General features: G+C 70.5%; 22 protein-coding genes. 16 read left to right on the plus strand and 6 right to left on the minus strand.

Features of this window, described 5'->3' with window-relative positions:
* The first annotated feature begins 81 nt into the window (after positions 1-81).
* Positions 82-384: a TFIIB-type zinc ribbon-containing protein gene (locus tag KR541_RS05900; RefSeq protein WP_089488312.1), complete on the plus strand. Its 303-nt coding sequence runs from the start codon at positions 82-84 to the stop codon at positions 382-384.
* A gap of 112 nt (positions 385-496) precedes the next feature.
* Here KR541_RS05900 and KR541_RS05905 read toward each other — a convergent pair whose 3' ends face one another.
* Complete coding sequence (locus KR541_RS05905) at positions 497-907, minus strand: Hsp20/alpha crystallin family protein (protein WP_089488313.1); 411 nt, start codon at positions 905-907, stop codon at positions 497-499.
* A 16-nt stretch (positions 908-923) separates the two neighbouring features.
* Entirely contained in the window at positions 924-1,364 is a 441-nt protein-coding gene (locus KR541_RS05910; protein WP_050015166.1) for an Hsp20/alpha crystallin family protein, read from the minus strand.
* Positions 1,365-1,611: 247 nt separating this feature from the next.
* Between KR541_RS05910 and KR541_RS05915 the strand changes: the two genes are divergently transcribed.
* Positions 1,612-2,529: a 3-hydroxyacyl-CoA dehydrogenase NAD-binding domain-containing protein gene (locus KR541_RS05915; protein WP_050015168.1), complete on the plus strand. Its 918-nt coding sequence runs from the start codon at positions 1,612-1,614 to the stop codon at positions 2,527-2,529.
* Positions 2,530-2,566: 37 nt separating this feature from the next.
* Here KR541_RS05915 and KR541_RS05920 read toward each other — a convergent pair whose 3' ends face one another.
* Positions 2,567-2,851, minus strand: coding sequence for a DUF4148 domain-containing protein (locus tag KR541_RS05920; RefSeq protein WP_050015169.1), 285 nt, complete (start codon positions 2,849-2,851; stop codon positions 2,567-2,569).
* 171 nt (positions 2,852-3,022) lie between these two features.
* The gene (locus KR541_RS05925) at positions 3,023-3,871 is read right to left on the minus strand and encodes a LysR substrate-binding domain-containing protein (protein ID WP_012328224.1); all 849 of its coding nucleotides are present in this window, start codon (positions 3,869-3,871) and stop codon (positions 3,023-3,025) included.
* 331 nt (positions 3,872-4,202) lie between these two features.
* On the opposite strand from KR541_RS05925, the gene madL reads away from it, so the two are divergent.
* The 11 genes from madL (at position 4,203) to KR541_RS05980 (ending at position 12,964) form a co-directional block, all read left to right on the plus strand.
* Positions 4,203-4,598 (plus strand): malonate transporter subunit MadL, encoded by a 396-nt coding sequence (madL, locus tag KR541_RS05930; RefSeq protein WP_006485307.1) that lies wholly within the window; start codon positions 4,203-4,205, stop codon positions 4,596-4,598.
* 11 nt (positions 4,599-4,609) lie between these two features.
* The gene (gene madM, locus KR541_RS05935) at positions 4,610-5,377 is read left to right on the plus strand and encodes a malonate transporter subunit MadM (RefSeq protein ID WP_027808885.1); all 768 of its coding nucleotides are present in this window, start codon (positions 4,610-4,612) and stop codon (positions 5,375-5,377) included.
* Between the two features lie 130 nt (positions 5,378-5,507).
* Positions 5,508-7,154: a malonate decarboxylase subunit alpha gene (gene mdcA / locus KR541_RS05940; protein WP_050015171.1), complete on the plus strand. Its 1,647-nt coding sequence runs from the start codon at positions 5,508-5,510 to the stop codon at positions 7,152-7,154.
* Between the two features lie 10 nt (positions 7,155-7,164).
* Positions 7,165-7,479, plus strand: a complete 315-nt coding sequence (gene mdcC, locus KR541_RS05945) for a malonate decarboxylase acyl carrier protein (protein WP_006485317.1) — start codon at positions 7,165-7,167, stop codon at positions 7,477-7,479.
* Complete coding sequence (locus KR541_RS05950) at positions 7,476-8,411, plus strand: biotin-independent malonate decarboxylase subunit beta (protein ID WP_050015173.1); 936 nt, start codon at positions 7,476-7,478, stop codon at positions 8,409-8,411. Before mdcC ends, KR541_RS05950 begins: the two co-directional genes overlap by 4 nt.
* Positions 8,398-9,105, plus strand: coding sequence for a biotin-independent malonate decarboxylase subunit gamma (gene mdcE / locus KR541_RS05955; RefSeq protein WP_050015174.1), 708 nt, complete (start codon positions 8,398-8,400; stop codon positions 9,103-9,105). Before KR541_RS05950 ends, mdcE begins: the two co-directional genes overlap by 14 nt.
* A complete protein-coding gene (mdcG, locus tag KR541_RS05960) occupies positions 9,092-9,760 on the plus strand; it encodes a malonate decarboxylase holo-[acyl-carrier-protein] synthase (protein ID WP_089488631.1) in 669 nt (222 codons plus the stop codon). The genes mdcE and mdcG overlap by 14 nt, the downstream gene beginning before the upstream one ends.
* Positions 9,757-10,623, plus strand: a complete 867-nt coding sequence (mdcB, locus tag KR541_RS05965) for a triphosphoribosyl-dephospho-CoA synthase MdcB (RefSeq protein WP_050015176.1) — start codon at positions 9,757-9,759, stop codon at positions 10,621-10,623. Before mdcG ends, mdcB begins: the two co-directional genes overlap by 4 nt.
* Positions 10,620-11,552, plus strand: coding sequence for an acyltransferase domain-containing protein (locus KR541_RS05970; protein ID WP_050015178.1), 933 nt, complete (start codon positions 10,620-10,622; stop codon positions 11,550-11,552). Before mdcB ends, KR541_RS05970 begins: the two co-directional genes overlap by 4 nt.
* 117 nt (positions 11,553-11,669) lie before the next feature.
* Complete coding sequence (locus KR541_RS05975; RefSeq protein ID WP_050015179.1) at positions 11,670-12,191, plus strand: phospholipase D-like domain-containing protein; 522 nt, start codon at positions 11,670-11,672, stop codon at positions 12,189-12,191.
* 125 nt (positions 12,192-12,316) lie between these two features.
* The gene (locus KR541_RS05980) at positions 12,317-12,964 is read left to right on the plus strand and encodes a phosphoribosyltransferase (RefSeq protein ID WP_050015181.1); all 648 of its coding nucleotides are present in this window, start codon (positions 12,317-12,319) and stop codon (positions 12,962-12,964) included.
* A gap of 7 nt (positions 12,965-12,971) precedes the next feature.
* Here KR541_RS05980 and KR541_RS05985 read toward each other — a convergent pair whose 3' ends face one another.
* On the minus strand, positions 12,972-14,189 hold the full coding sequence (locus tag KR541_RS05985) for a polyhydroxyalkanoate depolymerase (protein WP_050015183.1): 1,218 nt from the start codon (positions 14,187-14,189) through the stop codon (positions 12,972-12,974).
* A 166-nt stretch (positions 14,190-14,355) separates the two neighbouring features.
* Here KR541_RS05985 and KR541_RS05990 point away from each other — a divergent pair, with 166 nt between their 5' ends.
* Entirely contained in the window at positions 14,356-14,985 is a 630-nt protein-coding gene (locus KR541_RS05990; protein ID WP_050015185.1) for a glutathione S-transferase family protein, read from the plus strand.
* A 181-nt stretch (positions 14,986-15,166) separates the two neighbouring features.
* Entirely contained in the window at positions 15,167-15,364 is a 198-nt protein-coding gene (locus KR541_RS05995; RefSeq protein ID WP_050015242.1) for a hypothetical protein, read from the plus strand.
* 107 nt (positions 15,365-15,471) lie between these two features.
* On the opposite strand, the gene proP is transcribed toward KR541_RS05995, so the two are convergent.
* Positions 15,472-16,962 carry a glycine betaine/L-proline transporter ProP gene (proP, locus tag KR541_RS06000; RefSeq protein ID WP_050015187.1) on the minus strand — a complete coding sequence of 497 codons (1,491 nt, stop codon included), beginning with the start codon at positions 16,960-16,962 and terminating at the stop codon, positions 15,472-15,474.
* 538 nt (positions 16,963-17,500) lie between these two features.
* Here proP and KR541_RS06005 point away from each other — a divergent pair.
* Positions 17,501-17,833, plus strand: a complete 333-nt coding sequence (locus KR541_RS06005; RefSeq protein ID WP_050015244.1) for a YnfA family protein — start codon at positions 17,501-17,503, stop codon at positions 17,831-17,833.
* Positions 17,834-17,838 lie beyond the last annotated feature (5 nt).

The following is a 17,838-nucleotide window of genomic DNA, read 5'->3' on the forward strand; positions in this document are numbered from 1 at the left end:
CGGGATGCCGGCCGCCGCGGCGGCCGGTTCGCGCGCCTCGTACGGAATCCGGATGAAATTCGCACGGAAAGGAGAAACGCGATGAAATGTCCTGTCTGCAAGACGCCCGACCTGCTGATGGCCGAGCGCCAGTCGATCGAGATCGACTACTGTCCGACCTGCCGCGGCGTGTGGCTCGATCGCGGCGAGCTCGACAAGCTGATCGCACGCGAGACCGGCGACGCGCCGGCTCGCCGCGATGCCGCGCCGGCGCAGCACGACGCGCACGCGTCGCGCGAGCGCGACGACGGCTGGGGCCGCGACGGCCGCTCGCACGACGATCGATACCGGCACGACGGCCGGCGCCGCAAGAAGTCGGTGTTCGACCTGTTCGATTTCGATTGAATCTGAAGTCCGTGCGTTTGAGCGCGCACGGCCCGATGCAAAAAAGCCCCGCCCGGCATCACGCCGGAGCGGGGCATTTTCATGCGCGTCGCGTCAGCACACGCGTCGACCCTTACGCATTGCCGGCCGTCACGTCGATGCGGCGCGGGCGCGTTTCCTCGCGGCGCGGGATCGTCAGCGTCAGCACGCCGTCGCGCAGGTTCGCGTCGATCCGCGACGTGTCGAGATCGGCGCTCAGCACGAACGACCGTGCATAGCGCGTCGCGCGCACTTCCGCGTGTCGCACGCGCAGGTCGGCCGGCGTGTCGAGTTGCGTCGCGGCTTCGATCGTCAGCGTCGTGTCGTGCACCTTCACGTCGAGGTTCTCGCGCGGCACGCCGGGCAGGTCGGCCCGCAGCGTGACGCCGCGCGCGTCCTCGACGATGTCGACGGACGGGGTGATCGCGGGCCGGCGCGCGGCTTCGGCGGCGGCAGCGTGAACGGTGCTCGGGTGGCGTTCGGCCAGGGTCGGGTTCGTGTTCATGTCGGTATCCTGAAGATTACTGAATGGTGATCGCACGCGGCTTCGATGCTTCGCGCCGACCGACGCGAATCAGCAGGCAGCCGTTCTCGTAGCGGGCGCTGACCTGCTCGGGGGCCGCGTCGCGCGGCAGTTCGACCACGCGGCGGAACGCGCCGTGAAAGCGCTCCTGCGCATACGTGCGCACGTCGTCGCCTTCGGTGCGCGGCGCCGGTTTGCGCTCGCCGCTGATCGTCAGCAGGTCCTTGTCGATCGACACGTCGAAGTCGGCCGCGGCCATGCCGGGTGCGAACGCGACGATCTCGATCGCATCGTCGGTGGCGCCGACGTTGAGCGCGGGAAACGCGCCGGCGCGCCCCGCACGGATGCCGGACGGCCGTTCGCCGAGCAGGCTCGCCATCTGCCGCTGCACGCGGGCGAATTCGTCGAACAAGTCGTAGCCGTGATGGATACCGCTCATGTTGGTCCTCCTGAACAGGGAACGCGGGAGACGTGACGGCGCGACGCCTGCGGCGGGCGCGACGGGTGGCTCCACGGGGTCGATAACGGGGGCGGTGCGTTGCATGCGGCACTGCCCGACGACGCTTAATTAGTGGCCGCCGCCGCGCATTTCAAGAGGGAATTTGCAATCGGCGTCGACGCGTGCGCAGGGGATTCGATGCGACAATCGCCGCGACATATCCGCAGACCAACCACACGGGACAACCATGGACATTCGACGTATCGCGATCGTCGGCGCCGGCGTGATCGGCGCGAGCTGGGCCGCTTTCTACCTGACGCAAGGCTTCGACGTCGTCGCGACCGACCCGGCGCCGCAAGCCGACGCGCGGCTGCGCGACGCGCTCGCCGCCTTCCTCGGCGAGCGGGCCGCCGAACCTTCCGCGCGGCTGTCGTTCGACGCCGATCTCGTGCGCGCGCTGGACGGCGTCGACTTCGTGCAGGAGAACGGCCCCGAGCGGCTCGACCTGAAGCGCGCGCTTTACCGCCAGATGGACGACGTGCTGCCCGCGCACGTGCCGATCGCATCGAGCTCGTCGGGCCTGAAGATGTCCGAGATCCAGACCGCGTGCGCGAAGCATCCGGAGCGCTGCCTGATTGCGCATCCGTTCAATCCGCCGCACCTGATTCCGCTCGTCGAGCTGGTCGGCGGCGACGCGACCGGCCAGGACGTGATCGCGCGCGTGAAGCAGTTCTACGATGCGCTCGGCAAGCAGACGATCGTGCTGAACAAGGAGATGACCGGCCACGTCGCCAACCGGCTCGCGGCCGCGCTGTTCCGCGAGGTGTATCACCTCGTCGGCGAAGGCGTCGTGAGCGTCGCCGATGCGGACAAGGCCGTCGCGTGGGGCCCCGGCCTGCGCTGGGGACTAATGGGGCAGTGTCTGACCTATCACCTTGGCGGCGGCGCGGGCGGGATCGCGCATTTCCTCGAACACCTGTCGGGGCCGATCACGAGCTGGTGGGACGACCTCGGCACGCCGTCGTTCGATCCGGAAGTCGATCGCAAGCTGACCGACGAGCTGCGCACGATCCAGGGCGAGCGCTCGATGCAGGAACTGGCGGCGGAGCGCGACCGGTTGCTCGTCGAGCTGATCGACGCGCGGCGCCGCAGCTTCCTGCCCTGATCCTCATCCGGTCGCGCCAGCGCAGTGGCGGCGCCGGTCATTGCTGCGACATCGCCTGGCTGGCGGGCGGCGTGTGAGCCAGCCACGTGGGGCTCACGGCCTGCACGAGTTCGCGGTTGCGCGCACGGGTCGCGGCGTTCGGCGGGTAGTTGCCGTCGTTGGTCGGCAGTTCGCCGTCGAGATAGGCCTGCTTGAGCTGGTCGATGACTTCCGCGCGTGTCAGGCCTTGTTGTGCGGGGGCCGACGCGTCGGTCTGGGCAAAGGCGGGGGACAGCAAGGCGGCTGCAGTGGTCGCGACGGCGAATCGCAGGACGTTCTTCATGGCGGGCTCCGATCAAGGGGACGGGGTGCCGGACTCGCGCGGCGATGCGCGGTGCGTTCGGATGGGGCCCATTGTCGCGAGCGGGTGCTGCGCGGACGATGACGCGTTCCGGGCAAAGCTGTCAGGTGCCGCTGGATGCGACCGCGCCCGCGTGCGGTGCCCGCCGTGCCGTTACAACTCGGCCGCCGCCGTGATCAGCGTGGCTTCGAGCGCGAGCGTCGAGCGCGACGCGGCCGCCGGGCGATCGATCACGTATTCGAGTTCGCCGAGTTCCGGCAGCCCCGCATCGAGCCGCGCGAGCCCGGCCGGGATCACGTAGCCGGCGAACGCGCTGACGCCGAGCCCCGCGCTCGCGGCCGCCCGCAGCACCGCGATGCTGCTGCTCACGACGGCGATCCGGTACGGCCGCCCGACGGCCTCGAGCGATTCGAGCACGCGGCGGCGCGACACGCTCGGCTCCGGATGCATCGCGAGCGGCAGCACGGCCTCGTGGCCGGTGATCCGCGAATCGGGGCCGGTGCACCAGTACAGCGGTTCGCTGCGGATCACGCGGCCGCGCCGGCTGCCGGCGATGCGCTTCGCGAACACGAGATCGTGCCGGCCCTCGTCGAGCGCGTCGAACAGGTCGCCCGACAGCCCGGTCGAGATCGCGAGCTCGACGTCCGGGTTGCGCTGCACGAAGCTCGCGAGCGCGGCCGTCAGGTGCGCCGACGCGAAATCCTCCGACATTGCGAGCCGCACCTTGCCCGACAGCGGCGGCCCGCAGACCGACGTGACGGCCTCGTCCATCAGTTCGAGGATGCGCACTGCGTAGCGGAACAGCGCGTCGCCGTGCTGCGACAGGTGCACGTTGCGCGTGTCGCGCTCGAACAGCGGCCGGTCGAGCAGCTCCTCGAGCCGGCGGATATGCTGGCTGACAGTCGACTGCGACAGGTTCACGCGCTCGGACGCGGCGGTGAAGCTGCCGGACTGGGCGACGGCGACGAAGCTGCGCAGCAATTCGGGCGGTAACGGACGCATTGCTAAATCCACTGAATCGGTTTCGACAACTTCATAAATGGCCGGATTTTGCGGCGCTAGTATCGGATCACGCGCCAGTGCGGCCTCCGCGAACGAGGGGCATCGGACGCGTAGCCCGTGTCGCGCCGCCGGCTGCACCAATCAGTCTAAGCCATCCGGCGTCCGGCCCGAACCCGCATCATCCCATCGACCCCCGAGAACGCGCTCGCACGACGAGCCGCCGGGCCGCGGCGCCCCGCCGCAGGAGACAGACAGTCCGCCCCGGGATCGGCGTGCGGGCCTGGCTCCCGCACGCGTCAGGCGCCCGTCACGAAGAGACTGGAGACGACTCATGATCATCTACGGAACCGCGCTGCTGGCGTTCTGCCACCTGGCCGGACTGTTCCTCGGCGACCTGCTCGGCAGCGCGATCGGCGTGAAAACCAACGTCGGCGGCGTCGGCATCGCGATGCTGCTGCTGATCTGCCTGCGCCTGTGGCTGCACCGGCGAGGCTGGCTGCCGAAGGAGACCGAGGCGGGCGTCGGTTTCTGGGGCGCGATGTACATCCCGGTCGTCGTCGCGATGGCCGCGAACCAGAACGTCGTCGCCGCGCTGAAGGGCGGGCCGGTCGCGCTGCTGGCCGCGGTCGGCGCGGTCGCGATCTGCGCATGCTGCATCGCGGTACTCGCGCGCACGGGCCGCGACGACACGGCCTTCGCGGGCGTGCCGCAATTCGAAGAACAATAACGGAGGCCGCCATGCTGCAGATGCTCGAAAAAACCGTCGCCCACAACGGGCTCGTCGCGTCGTTCGCGTTGGTCGGCCTGATCATGTGGCTGTCTTCGATCGCGTCGCGCAAGCTCACGTTCGGCCGCGTGCACGGCTCGGCGATCGCGATCGTGATCGGCCTCGTGCTCGCCTACGTCGGCGGCGCGTTCACCGGTGGCGAGAAGGGGCTGGCCGACGTCAAGCTGTTCGCCGGCATCGGCCTGATGGGCGGCGCGATGCTGCGCGATTTCGCGATCGTCGCGACCGCGTTCGAAGTGCAGCCGACCGAGGCGCGCAAGGCCGGGCTCGTCGGCGTCGTGTCGCTGCTGCTCGGCACCGTGCTGCCGTTCATCGTCGGCGCGTGCGTCGCGCGCGCGTTCGGCTATACCGATGCGGTCAGCATGACGACGATCGGGGCGGGCGCCGTCACCTACATCGTCGGGCCCGTCACGGGCGCGGCGATCGGTGCGAGCTCCGACGTGATCGCGCTCAGCATCGCGACGGGGCTCGTGAAGGCGATCATCGTGATGGTCGGCACGCCGGTCGCGGCCAACTTCATGGGACTGAAGACGCCGCGCTCGGCGATGATCTTCGGCGGGCTCGCGGGCACCGTCAGCGGCGTGAGCGCGGGCCTTGCCGCGACCGACCGCCGGCTCGTGCCGTACGGCGCGCTGGTCGCGACGTTCCATACCGGCGTCGGCTGCCTGCTCGGGCCGTCGCTGCTGTTCTTCACGACGCGCGCGCTGGTCGGCGCGTAGGGCGATGGATGCGGCCCGCGCGCGGGCCGCATCCATCGCGGCGTCCTCTGAGTCGCATTCTGCAACATCATCAATCGGCAGCGGCGCCAGGCTTAGAATGCCGCTGAACCCTCGAAGCGGAGAACTGTTCATGACCGGATGGAATCACGCGCGGCAGGCGCGCGATGCACGCGTCGCGGCCGGCGCGGCGTACGCGCAGGGCAAGCGGGTCGACGCGCGCGACACCGTCGCGTTGCTCGAAGCGGTGCTGCGGCCAGGCGACCGCGTGTGCCTCGAAGGCGACAACCAGAAGCAGGCCGATCTGCTCGCCACCGCGCTCGCCGACGTCGACAGCGCGAAGCTCCACGACCTGCACATGGTGCAGTCGGGCGTCGTGCTGCCCGAGCACCTCGACGTGTTCGAGCGCGGCATCGCGACGCGTCTCGACTTCGCGTATTCGGGCCCGCAGTCGCAGCGCATCGCGAAGCTGCTGTTCGGCGGCAAGATCGCGCTCGGCGCGGTGCATACCTATCTCGAACTGTTCGCCCGCTACTTCATCGACCTCACGCCGCAGGTCGCGCTGATCGCGGCCGTGAGCGCCGACGCCGACGGCAACCTGTACACGGGCCCGAACACCGAGGACACGCCGACCGTCGTCGAAGCCACCGCGTTCAAGGACGGCATCGTGATCGCGCAGGTCGACCGCATCGTCGACAAGGTGCCGCGCGTCGACATCCCGGGCGATCGCGTGCATTTCGTCGTCGAGGCCGGCCGGCCGTTCTACGTCGAGCCGCTGTTCACGCGCGATCCGGCCGCGATCACCGAGACGCAGATCCTCACCGCGATGCTCGCGATCAAGGGCATCTACGAGCCGTATGGGATCAAGCGCCTGAACCACGGGATCGGCTTCAACACGGCCGCGATCGAGCTCCTGCTACCCACCTACGGCGCGAAGCTCGGGCTGAAGGGCAAGGTCTGCACGCACTGGGCGCTCAATCCGCATCCGACGCTGATTCCCGCGATCGAATCGGGCTGGGTCGAGCAGATCCACTGCTTCGGCTCCGAAGTCGGGATGGACGACTACATCCGCGCGCGCTCCGACGTATGGTTCACGGGCCCCGACGGGTCGCTGCGCTCGAACCGCGCGTTCTGCCAGACGGCCGGGCTCTATGCGTGCGACATGTTCATCGGCTCGACGCTGCAGATCGACCTGTCCGGCCATTCGTCGACGGTCACCGCCGAGCGGATCGCCGGTTTCGGCGGCGCGCCGAACATGGGCAGCGACGCGCGCGGCCGGCGCCATCCGAGCGAACCGTGGTTGAAGGCGGGCGCGGAGGCCGATCCCGACACGCCGGCGGCGCTGCGGCGCGGGCGCAAGCTGGTCGTGCAGATCGGCGAGACGTTCGGCGACAAGAACGTGCCGATGTTCGTCGAGAAGCTCGATGCGCTGAAGCTCGCGGACAAGCTGCAGCTCGACCTCGCGCCGATCATGGTCTACGGCGACGACGTCACGCACATCGTCACCGAGGAGGGCATCGCGAACCTGCTGATGTGCCGCGACAAGGACGAACGCGAGCACGCGATCCGCGGCGTGGCCGGCTATACGGACGTCGGCCGCGGCCGCGACCGGAAGATGGTGGAGCGGCTGCGCGAGCGCGGCGTGATCCGCCGCCCGGAGGATCTCGGCATCGATCCGCTCGACGCCGACCGCCGCTGGCTCGCCGCGCGGTCGATCAAGGATCTCGTGCACTGGTCGGGCGGGCTTTATGCGCCGCCGGCCCGGTTTCGCAACTGGTGAGGAAGAGGGCATGGAACAGTTGAACTATCGCTTCACCGCGCGCGAACGCGCGAAGGGCGAGCAGGCCGCGGCGCTCGTCGGCGTGGTCGCGTCCGGCAATCTCGAGGTGCTCGTCGAGCGCGTGCTGCCGGGCAACGAATGCGAAATCGACATCCGCACCGCGGCGGTCGGGTTCGGCGCGGTGTGGCAGGCGGTCGTGTCGGATTTCGTCGAACGGCGCACGCCGGGCGGCCTGAAGCTGTCGATCAACGACGGCGGCGCGCGACCCGACATGGTGTCGCTGCGGCTCGCGCAGGCCGTGCGCGCGATCGAGGGAGATGCATGATGAGCGACGTGATCCACGACGCACCGGCGTTCGTCGCGAATGCGGCGAGCTGGTACGAAGCATCGGCGCGGCAGCGCATCGACGGGCTGCTCGACGCGGGCAGTTTCAGCGAATTCCTCGGGCCGGCCGAGCGCATGACGAGCCCGCACTTGCCGCTGTTCGGCCTGCCGCAGCAGTTCGACGACGGGATGGTGGTCGGCCACGGCCGGCTCGACGGCCGGCCGGTGTTCGTCGCCGCTCAGGAAGGCCGCTTCATGGGCGGCGCGTTCGGCGAAGTGCACGGCGCGAAGCTCACCGGGCTGCTGCGCGCCGCGCGCGAAGTCGGCAAGCCGGTGCTGATCCTGTTCGATACGGGCGGCGTGCGGCTGCAGGAAGCGAACGCGGGCGAGCTCGCGATCGCCGAGATCATGCGTGCGCTCGTCGAAGCGCGTGCGGCCGGCGTGCCGGTGATCGGGCTGATCGGCGGCCGCGCGGGCTGCTATGGCGGCGGCGGGTTGCTCGCCGCGTGCTGTTCGGCGCTCGCGGTGTCGGAGCAGGGGCGCATCAGCGTGTCGGGCCCCGAAGTGATCGAGACCAATCGCGGCGTCGAGGAATTCGACTCGAAGGATCGCGCGCTGATCTGGCGCACGATGGGCGGCAAGCACCGGCGCTTGATCGGCGGCGCCGATCGCTACGTGGCCGATACGCCCGACGCGTTCCGCGCGGCGGCGCTCGATCTGATCGGTCGCGCGCCGACGTTCGATGCGGCGATGCTGCGCGCGGAACAGGCGCGTCTCGAAGCGCGGGTCGAACGGTTCGGCGGCTGCAACGATGCGCTCGACGTGTGGCGCGCGCTCGGGGCCACCGAGCCGGAAGCGATCCCCGGCATGCCCGACGAAGCATTCGCGAAGCTCGCCGACCAGTTACAGGAGCCGCAGCATGACGCTCGATGAAGTACTGACCTCGCTGTTCCCCAACGGCCATTCGATCGTGCGCAATGGCGGCCTGCTGACGGGCCACGCGGAACTGGCCGGCACGCGCGTCGACGTGATCGGCGTTGCTGACCGCTTGCCGTTCGGCCTCGACGAGGCGCTGACGCTCGCGTCGCGCGTGCTCGACACGGTCGCGCGCGGCGGCGACACGCCGATCGTCGTGCTGGTCGACAGCGACAGCCAGCGGATGAGCAAGCGCGACGAACTGCTCGGCCTGAACGAAGGACTGTCGCATCTCGCGAAGTGCCTGATACACGCGGATCTCGCCGGACACCGGACGATCGGCGTGCTGTACGGCCACACGGCCGCGGGGGCGTTCATCGCGACCGCGCTCGCGACCCGCACGCTGCTCGCGGTGCCGGGTGCCGAGCCGGAGGTGATGGACCTGCCGTCGATGTCGCGCGTGACCAAGCTGCCGATCGACGTGCTGAAGGAGATGGCGCGTTCGACCCCGGTGTTCGCGCCGGGGCTCGACAACCTCGTGAAGATGGGCGCCGTCGACGCCGTGCTCGATCCGTCCCGCGCGCTCGACGCGCAGGTCGGCGAATGGCTCGGCAAGCCGGCCGAGCGCGTCGACCGGCGCGCGGCGCGCGGCCGGCCGGTCGCGACCGACGTCGCCGCCCGCGTCGAGGCCCTTGCGCGTGCCGCACGCTGAGCTGCCGCTGCGCCGCCACACGCTCGTCACGCTGACGGCGGGCGGGTGGGGCGCGGCCTTTGCCCACGACCCCGCGCTCGCGGGCGATCCGCTCGTGCGCGCATGGGCCGAACGCGGCTGGCCGCTGATCGTGCGTCGCGCGTCGCCGGATGAAGCCGATGCCGGCCGCGTGCCGCTCGGCCTGCCGTTGCCGCCGCCGGCGGGCAAGCGGCGCATCGCGCTGAACGTGGCCGCCCACGCGCTCGCGACGGTCGGCCCGCTGCCGGCGTTGGCGGACGTACGCTCCGGAGCGCCCGCCGCGTGGCATGCGCCGCTGCGCGAGCTCGATGCGCTCGGCGCGCGCTGCGGCGTGCAGGGCCGCGTGTTCGGCAGCCTCGCCTGGCAGGCGCTGACCGGCGAGCCGTACCTGAGCGCATCGTCCGATCTCGACATCGTGTTCCCGCTGCCGGACGCCGCGTCGCTCGCGCCGTTGCTCGACGGTCTCGCGACGATCGATGCGCGCGCGCCAATGCGCATCGACGGCGAACTGCTGCGCGACGACGGCGCGGGCGCCAACTGGCGCGAACTGCACGCGCGGTTGCCCGAAGTCGCGGTGAAGACCGCGACTACCGTCGAATTGATGTGCGCCGATGCGTTCATCGGGGGCACGCAATGAACGCCGCGGCTGCCTGCCGCGTCGCGGCGCCGTCCGAGGCCGAGCGCATCGCCGCGCTGGCCGAGCGCAGCCTCGTGCTCGAGATCGACACCTACCCGAAGCCGGGCCTCGTCAGTCACGTCGACACCGGCAGTCACGCGGACATGGATGCCGCGACGTTCACGCGCAGCGCCGTCGTGCTGCGGCCGTACTTCGCGGAACTCGCCGACGCGGGCGCCCGCGACGCCGACATGGCCGTGCTGCGCAAGATCGGCCTGCGTGCCGAGCACGCGATGCTCGCCGCGACCGGCGGCGTCAATACGCATCGTGGTGCGATCTTCGGGCTCGGGCTGCTGTGCGCGGCCGCCGGCCGGCGCACGATACCGGGCGCGCTGCCGGCCGGGACGACGCTCGGTGCGTTCGTGTCGCGCCGCTGGGGCGTCGAGATCCTCGGCGGTCCACGTGTGCCGGACAGTCACGGCGAGCGCGCGAGCCGCCGCTACGGTGTCGGCGGCGCGCGTCGCGAGGCGGCCGACGGCTTTCCGACCGTGTATGCGATCGGCTTGCCCGCGCTGCGCCGCGCGCGGCGCGACCTGCCGGGCGACCCGGAAGCCGCGCGCGTCGCCGCGTGCTTCGCGCTGATCGCCGCGCTCGACGACACGAATCTGCTGCACCGGGGCGGGCAGGACGGCCTCGATTTCGCCCGTGCGACCGCCCGTGCGTTCGTCGCGCGCGGCGGCGTGCGGGCGCGCGACTGGCGGCTGCGCGCGGCGGCCGCGCATCGTGCGTTCGTCGCGCGCCGGCTGAGTCCGGGCGGCGCGGCCGACCTGCTCGCGATGAGCGTCTTCGTCGATGCGCTCGAAGCCGAAGGGCACGCGCGATGACGCTGGCCATCCTGTGTTCGGGGCAAGGCGCGCAGCGCGCCGACATGTTCGATCTGACCGGATCGGCGCCGCAGGCCGACGCACTGTTCGCGCATGCGGGCCGGCTGCTCGGCGACGATCCGCGCACGTGGGTCCGACAGGCCGGCCCCGACGCGCTGCAGGAAAACCGGGCCGCGCAGATCCTCTGCACGGTCCAGGCGCTCGCGGCCGCCGCGCTGCTCGACGCTGTGTGGCCACGCCGGCGCTGCGTCGCGGGCTACAGCGTCGGCGAGGTCGGCTCGTGGAGCGTCGCGGGAAGGATCGACCCGCACGATGCGCTCGATCTGGCCGATGCGCGTGCACGCGAGATGGATGCCGCGAGCGGCGGCGACGAGCGGATGGTGTTCGTGCGCGGCCTGACACGCGCGCAACTGGCGCAGTTCTGCGACGGTCGCGACGCGGCTATCGCGATCGCGAACCCCGGCGATGCGTTCGTGGTTGCAGGGCGGCACGCCGACGTCGATGCCGTGGCCGACGACGCGGCGCGCGCCGGCGCGCTGCGTGTCGCGCCCGTCTGCGTGCGGATCGCGTCGCATACGCGTCGGCTGGCGGCGGCCGTGCCGGCCTTCCGCGCGACGCTGGCCGCGACGCGCGTGCGCCGGCCGTTGCCCGGCACCCGGCTGTTCTCGGGGATCGATGGCGCGTCCGTGCTCGATGTCGACACGGGCCTCGACAAGCTCGCGCGGCAGATCGCGGAGCCGGTCGAATGGGCGGCCTGTCTCGCCGCGTGCGTGGAGGCCGGCGCGACCGCGTTTCTCGAACTCGGCCCCGGGCGCGCGCTGGCCGAGATGGCCGGTGGCGCGTATCCCGCGTTGCCCGCGCGCAGCCTCGCGGATTTCCGTTCCGTCGACGGCGTGACGCGTTGGCTCGCGCGCGTCGCGGCCGGCTGATCGGCGGGGCGAAACCCGGCCCGAAACACAGCGGCCGGGCACCCGTTCCGCACTGTGTGTTGCGTCGGCGCAGCAGCGTCGCAGCCGCCTCTTGTCACGCGAATTGGCGTCGCTACAATGGCGCCCGCCATGAGACCAGCCGCCTTCCTCCTCGCCGCGTTCTGCTGCGCGACGAGCGTCCACGCCAGCCAGATTCCGTCCGACGCCGCATCGGTCGGCACGTACTTTTCGTATGACAACGCGGCGGCCGACGCGACCGTCGATCTGATCGAACAGGCGCAGCGCCGCGTGCTGCTGGCCGGCTATACGCAGGTGCCGCCGACGGTCGCGAGCGCGCTGCGGGCGGCCCGCGCGCGCGGGATCGAGGTGCGCGTCGTGCTCGTGCGTTCGCCGCGCGCGGGCAAGACCAGCGGCGCCGGCTATCTGAAGTCCGCAGGCATCGACGTCGCGATCGATTCGCGGCACGGCGGCCCCGCGTCGCGCTTCGCGATCGTCGACGACAGCGTCGCGCTGACGACGCTGTCCGACGGCGCGGCCGAGCACGCCGACACGGTGAACGTGTTCCGGCGCGCGCCCGAACTCGCGCAGTCCTACGCGCAGTCGTTCTGGCGGCTGTACCGGCAGGCCGCCGGCCTCTGACCCTTTCCCGCGGCGCGTCGCGCACCGGTATGACCCTGCTTGCATCGGCGCGACCGATGAACCATGCTCGTTGACAGGCGTCGGCGCGGGTTGCGCGCGCCCGGCGCAACGGCAGGGAGCCGATCGTGACCGAAAGCAGTTTTGCCGATCGCGCCGATGCCGGCCGCCAGCTGGCCGACGCGTTGCGCGAATACGCAGGGCGAACCGACGTCGTCGTGCTCGCGCTGCCGCGCGGCGGCGTGCCCGTCGCGTATCCGGTCGCGTGCGCACTGCGCGCGCCGCTCGACGTGCTGGTCGTGCGCAAGCTCGGCGTGCCGTTCGACCCCGAGCTCGCGATGGGCGCGATCGCGACGGGCGGCGCGACCCATCTGCAGCGTTCGGTGATCCGCGCGATGGACGTATCGGATGCGCAACTCGCCGACGTGATCGCGCGCGAGACGACCGAACTGCAACGCCGCGAGGCGCTGTATCGCGGCGCGGCGCCGCCGCTGGCGGTGGATGGACGCATCGCGATCGTCGTCGACGACGGTGTCGCGACCGGCGCATCGATGCGCGTCGCGCTGCAGGCGCTGCGCGAGCGCCGTCCGGCGCGCATCGTCGCGGCGGTGCCGGTCGCGCCGGCGGGCGCGGCGCATGCGTTCGACGGCCTGGCCGACGTATTCGTCGCGGTGTCGCAGCCGGCGCGGCTCTTCGGGATCAGCCAGTTCTACGCGCGCTTCGAGCAGACGAGCGACGACGAGGTGCGCGCGCTGCTCGACGCGGCGCGCCCCTGACGCTTCGTCACGTCCGACGGTTCCGGCGCGGGCGCGGTCGGCCGGCTTCCGCCAGCGCGAACACGCGTTGCATCGCCGGATGGACGTTGCCGTGCCAGCGTGGCCCCGTAAACAGTCCGTAGTGATCGCAATCGTCGACGTCGACGCGATGGCGCGCGTCGGCCGAGAGGCCGCTGCACAGGCCGAGCGCCGCATGCGTCTGGCCGGCGCCCGTGACTGTGTCGCGGGCGCCTTCGACGGTCAGCAGCGCGACGTCGCGCAACGCGGCCGGTTCGACGCGCCGGCCACGCACGCGCCACGCGCCGGTCGCGAGCAGCATGCGCTGGAACACGACGTCGACCGTATCGAGAAAATAATCGGCCGGCATGTCGAGCAGCGCGGTGTATTCGCGCAGCGCCCGCCGGGCGTCGGCAAGCCCGGCCATGTCGAAGCGGGAGGCTGCCAGCGCGTAGGTCTCGATCAGCGCCAGGAAGCGTTGCGGATACATCAGCGCGATCTCGCCCTGTTGCAGATAGGTCGGGAACACGCGGCGGCCATGCCCCGCGAACCCGGGCGGCACGATGTCGATCAGGTGGCGCCGGCACCAGTCGAGCGAATGGGCGGCCGCCGCGGCGCCGAGCGCGCTCGGGTTCAGCCGCGCATCGAGCGGGCCGCCGATCAGCGTGATGCTCGCGGGCGGAGCGAGGCCGCGCGCGGCCCGCAGCGCGAGTGCGCCGAGCGCGGGCACGGTCGCCTGGCACACGGCGACGACGTGCAGCGGCCGATCGTCGTGCTGGAGCGCGTCGACGAAGCCGTCGAGCATCGCGACGTACTCGTCGAGCCCGAAACGGCCTGCCGCGAGCGGCACGTCGCGCGCATTGCGCCAGTCGGTCACGCAAACGTCGCCATCGGCGAGCAGCGTTTCGGCGGTTTCCCGCATCATCACGGCCGCGTGCCCGACGAGCGGCGCGCACAGCAGCACGGTGCGGCGCGCGTCGGCGTGCGCGAAGCGCCGCAAGTCGCAAAACGGCGTGTGCGCGACCACCTGCTCGCCGACGTCGGGCCACGCGAGATCGAAGCCCGGCGGCGCGGCCTGCGGCCCGAGCAGCGGTTCGAACAGGTCGTCGTAGCACGACGACGCGGCATGCGGCAGCGACGCCGCGGGCCAGGCATCGAACGCGTACCGCGTCGCCGCGCGCCATGCGCGCATCCATTCCCGCTGCTGCTCGACGACGGCGTACCACATGGCGGACCCTGGGGCGGAAGGAGCGTGAATATTCATTATGGTCACTGTGGCCGCGCAGCGGGAGGCGGATGTGCGGGCGGCTGATCTGCATCACGCGCACGCTAGGCGCTGCCGCGCGACGCTGCTACAGTCGTCGGTCCCATTCCCTCGAAACGGAGCGTTTGCGATGAAACTGATCGGTATGCTGGATTCGCCGTTCGTGCGCCGGGTCGCCATTTCGGCGAAGCTGCTCGACCTGCCGTTCGAACACGAGTCGATCTCGGTATTCCGTCATGTCGAGCGGTTCAGGGCGCTCAACCCGGTCGTCAAGGCGCCGACGCTCGTGACCGACGGCGGCGCGACGCTGATCGATTCGTCGCTGATCGTCGACTATCTCGATCATCTCGCCGCGCAGGAGCGGCGCCTGCTGCCCGACGCCGTCGATGCCCGATTGCGCGCGCTGGTGCCGATCGGGTTCGCGCTGGCCGCCGCCGAGAAAACCGTGCAGTTCGTCTACGAGCAGGCACTGCGGCCGTCGGACAAGCAGCACGAACCGTGGGTCGAACGCGTGCTGAGCCAGCTCGAAGGCGCATACGGCGCACTGGAGCCGCTGGTCGCGGCCACGAACGGCTGGTTCGGCGGCGCGCGGCTGCTGCAGTCGGACGTGACGGTCGCGGTGGCGTGGCGCTTCACGCAGTTCATGGCGGCCGACTACCCGGCGCTGGCGCGGATCGATCCGGCCCGTTATCCGGCGCTCGCCGCCCATTCCGCGCGGGCGGAAGCGCTGCCGGCCTTCGTCGATACGCCGCTCGCGTAGCTTTTGAAGCGGTTCGCCGGGCTGCCGCACGCCGCTGCCAGGCGCCGCTCGCCGTTGTCCGGCAAGCCGCTGCCGATTGTTCTCGGCCGCTGACAAGTGACTTCGCATTCGCGCTGTTTATCCGGACGCGACCGATCCCTAGAATCCACTCCATCAAATCACGCATTGCCAGATGGAGCCGATGATGAAAGCCCTGATTGAATCGAGCCTGTACCACCCGTCCGTCGTGTTGGCGCTTGCCGGGCTCACGCAGCTGATGGTCGAGCGCGATTTCAATCTCGGCCAGGTCGGGATGATCGTCGCGGCGCGCGGTGCGCAGGCAGCCGTGTCGCGGTCGCGCGCGCTGATCTTCTGCCGTCACTGCGAAGCGCACGCATGAACGCGCACGCCGACTGAATGAAAAAAGCCCGGCCGGCGCAAGCCGGTCGGGTGGATCGGGTTCGATCGGGCCCCGGCTTCGGCCGGGGCTTTTTCATTGGGCGACGCTCACGCGCGGGCGGGCGTCGCGACGCCGTAGATGTCCGATTCGTCGTCGTCCTCGCGCAACTGGCGCGCGAGCTGGTGCGCTTCGCGGCGCGTCGCGACGGCCGGCGGCGAGCCCTTCAGCGGCTGGCGCGCGGTTTCGGCGAGCGCGACGACCGACACGATGCCGATCAGCGCGGCGCCCATCATGTAGTACGCGGGCATCATCAGGTTGTGCGTCACGTCGACGAGCCATGCGGTCACCAGCGGCGTCGTGCCGCCGAACAGCGACACCGACACGTTGAAGCCGATCGCGAGCGCGCCGTAACGGATCTCGGTCGGGAACAGCGCGGGCAGCGCCGACGGCATCACGCCGGTGAAGCACGACAGCAGCACGCCGAGGATCAGCAGGCCGCCGAACACCGATGCCGTGGTGCCCGTGTGGATCAGCATCAGCGACGGGATCGACAGCACCAGCAGGCCCACGCAGCCGGCGAGCATCACCGGCTTGCGGCCGACCTTGTCGGACAGGCGGCCGGCGTACAGCGTCATCGGCATCATCAGCACCATCACGAGCAGCACCAGCACGAGGCTGTGCGATTCGTCGAAGTGCAGCGTCGACGACATGAAGCTCGGCAGGTACGACAGCACCATGTAGTCGGTCACGTTGAAGATCAGCACGAGGCCGACGCACAGCAGCAGTGCACGCCAGTTGCGCAGCAGCGTCTCGCGGAAGCGCGTCTTCGGCACGGCCTTGTCCTGCGCTTCGCGCGCTTCGGCCTGGCGCTTGAACGCGGGCGTTTCCTCGAGCTTCATCCGGATGTACAGTCCGATCAGGCCGAGCGGCCCGGCGATCAGGAACGGCACGCGCCAGCCCCACGACAGCAGCGCGTCCTGCGACAGCGACGCGGTGAGCAGCGCGACGACGCCCGCGCCCAGCACATAGCCGATCAGCGTGCCGAACTCGAGGAAGCTGCCCATGAAGCCGCGACGCTTGTCGGTCGAGAATTCGGCGATGAAGGTCGCCGCGCCGCCGTATTCGCCGCCGGTCGAGAACCCTTGCACGAGGCGGGCGACGAGCAGCAGGATCGGCGCCATGATGCCGATCGACGCATAGCTCGGGATCAGGCCGATCGCGAAGGTGCCGACGGCCATCATGATCATCGTCGCGGCGAGCACGCGCTGGCGGCCGATGCGGTCGCCGAGCGGCCCGAACACCATGCCGCCGAGCGGACGCACGAGAAACGCGGCCGCGAACGTGCCGAAGGTCGCGAGCAACTGCGCGGACGGGCTGCTGGACGGGAAGAACACCTTGCCGAGCGTGACGGCGATATAGCTGTAGACGCCGAAATCGAACCATTCCATCGCATTGCCGATGGCCATCGCGCTGACGGCGCGCTTGAGCAGGCTCTGGTCGACGACGGTGATGTCGTCCGCGGCGAGCGGGGCTTCGCCGGACGGCGAAGCGGTGGAAGAGACAGCGGTCGGGCTGACGTGTGTTGCGGTCAAGGTCATGCACTCCTTTGACAGCGCCGGAACGGGCAGGGCCGTCCGACACGGTTTGCCGGCGAGCGCGGTGTCGTGTGCTGCGCGTCGGGGCAGACCTTTAAGCACTTACTGCGCGGGGGGCAGCAAAGGGCCAAGGGGTTGCTTCGACGCGGGCCCGATGGGCCGTCGCGACAGTGCGCTCATGAAGAATGGGCCGCGTGATGCGAGCGGCAGATGCCGGTGCGGACGAGATGTCCGGTGTTCCGGCAACGCCCCGGAGGGGCAACGAAACGAGAAAAGCGGGCCTGTCGGGCGGGCTTTCCTGTGGATGCAATTTCGATCGAGGCACCGGCCCGCAGCGTGCGGACGGACTTCTCTCAAAATCGAAAAGACAGAGATTGAATGTTGAAACAGGCGACATGATAGCACGATGACGGACGATCGTGCAAATTGCGCGGAATCGCCCGCCTGGCGGGGCATTCGGCGCGGCCCGCTCGGGTATGATCGGCGGCGCGCGGCGCGGCCGATCGTCCGCCGCGACGGGGCTGAATTCGTGAGGAACCGGATGACCGAACTGATCAGGATCGCGGCGCTGTTCGCCGCTACCGCGCTGGCCGAAATCGTCGGCTGCTATCTGCCGTGGCTCGTGCTGAAGGCCGGGCGCCCGGCCTGGCTGCTGGTGCCGGCCGCGCTGTCGCTCGCGCTGTTCGCGTGGCTGCTGACGTTGCACCCGAGCGCGGCGGGGCGCACGTATGCCGCGTACGGCGGTGTGTACATCGCGGTGGCGCTGATCTGGCTGCGGGTGATCGACGGCGTCGCGCTGACCCGCTGGGACGTGGCCGGCGCGGTGCTCGCGCTCGGCGGGATGGCCGTCATCGCGCTGCAGCCGCGCGCATGAGCGCG

It is taken from the genome of Burkholderia sola (assembly GCF_905400185.1).
GTDB lineage: Bacteria > Pseudomonadota > Gammaproteobacteria > Burkholderiales > Burkholderiaceae > Burkholderia > Burkholderia sola.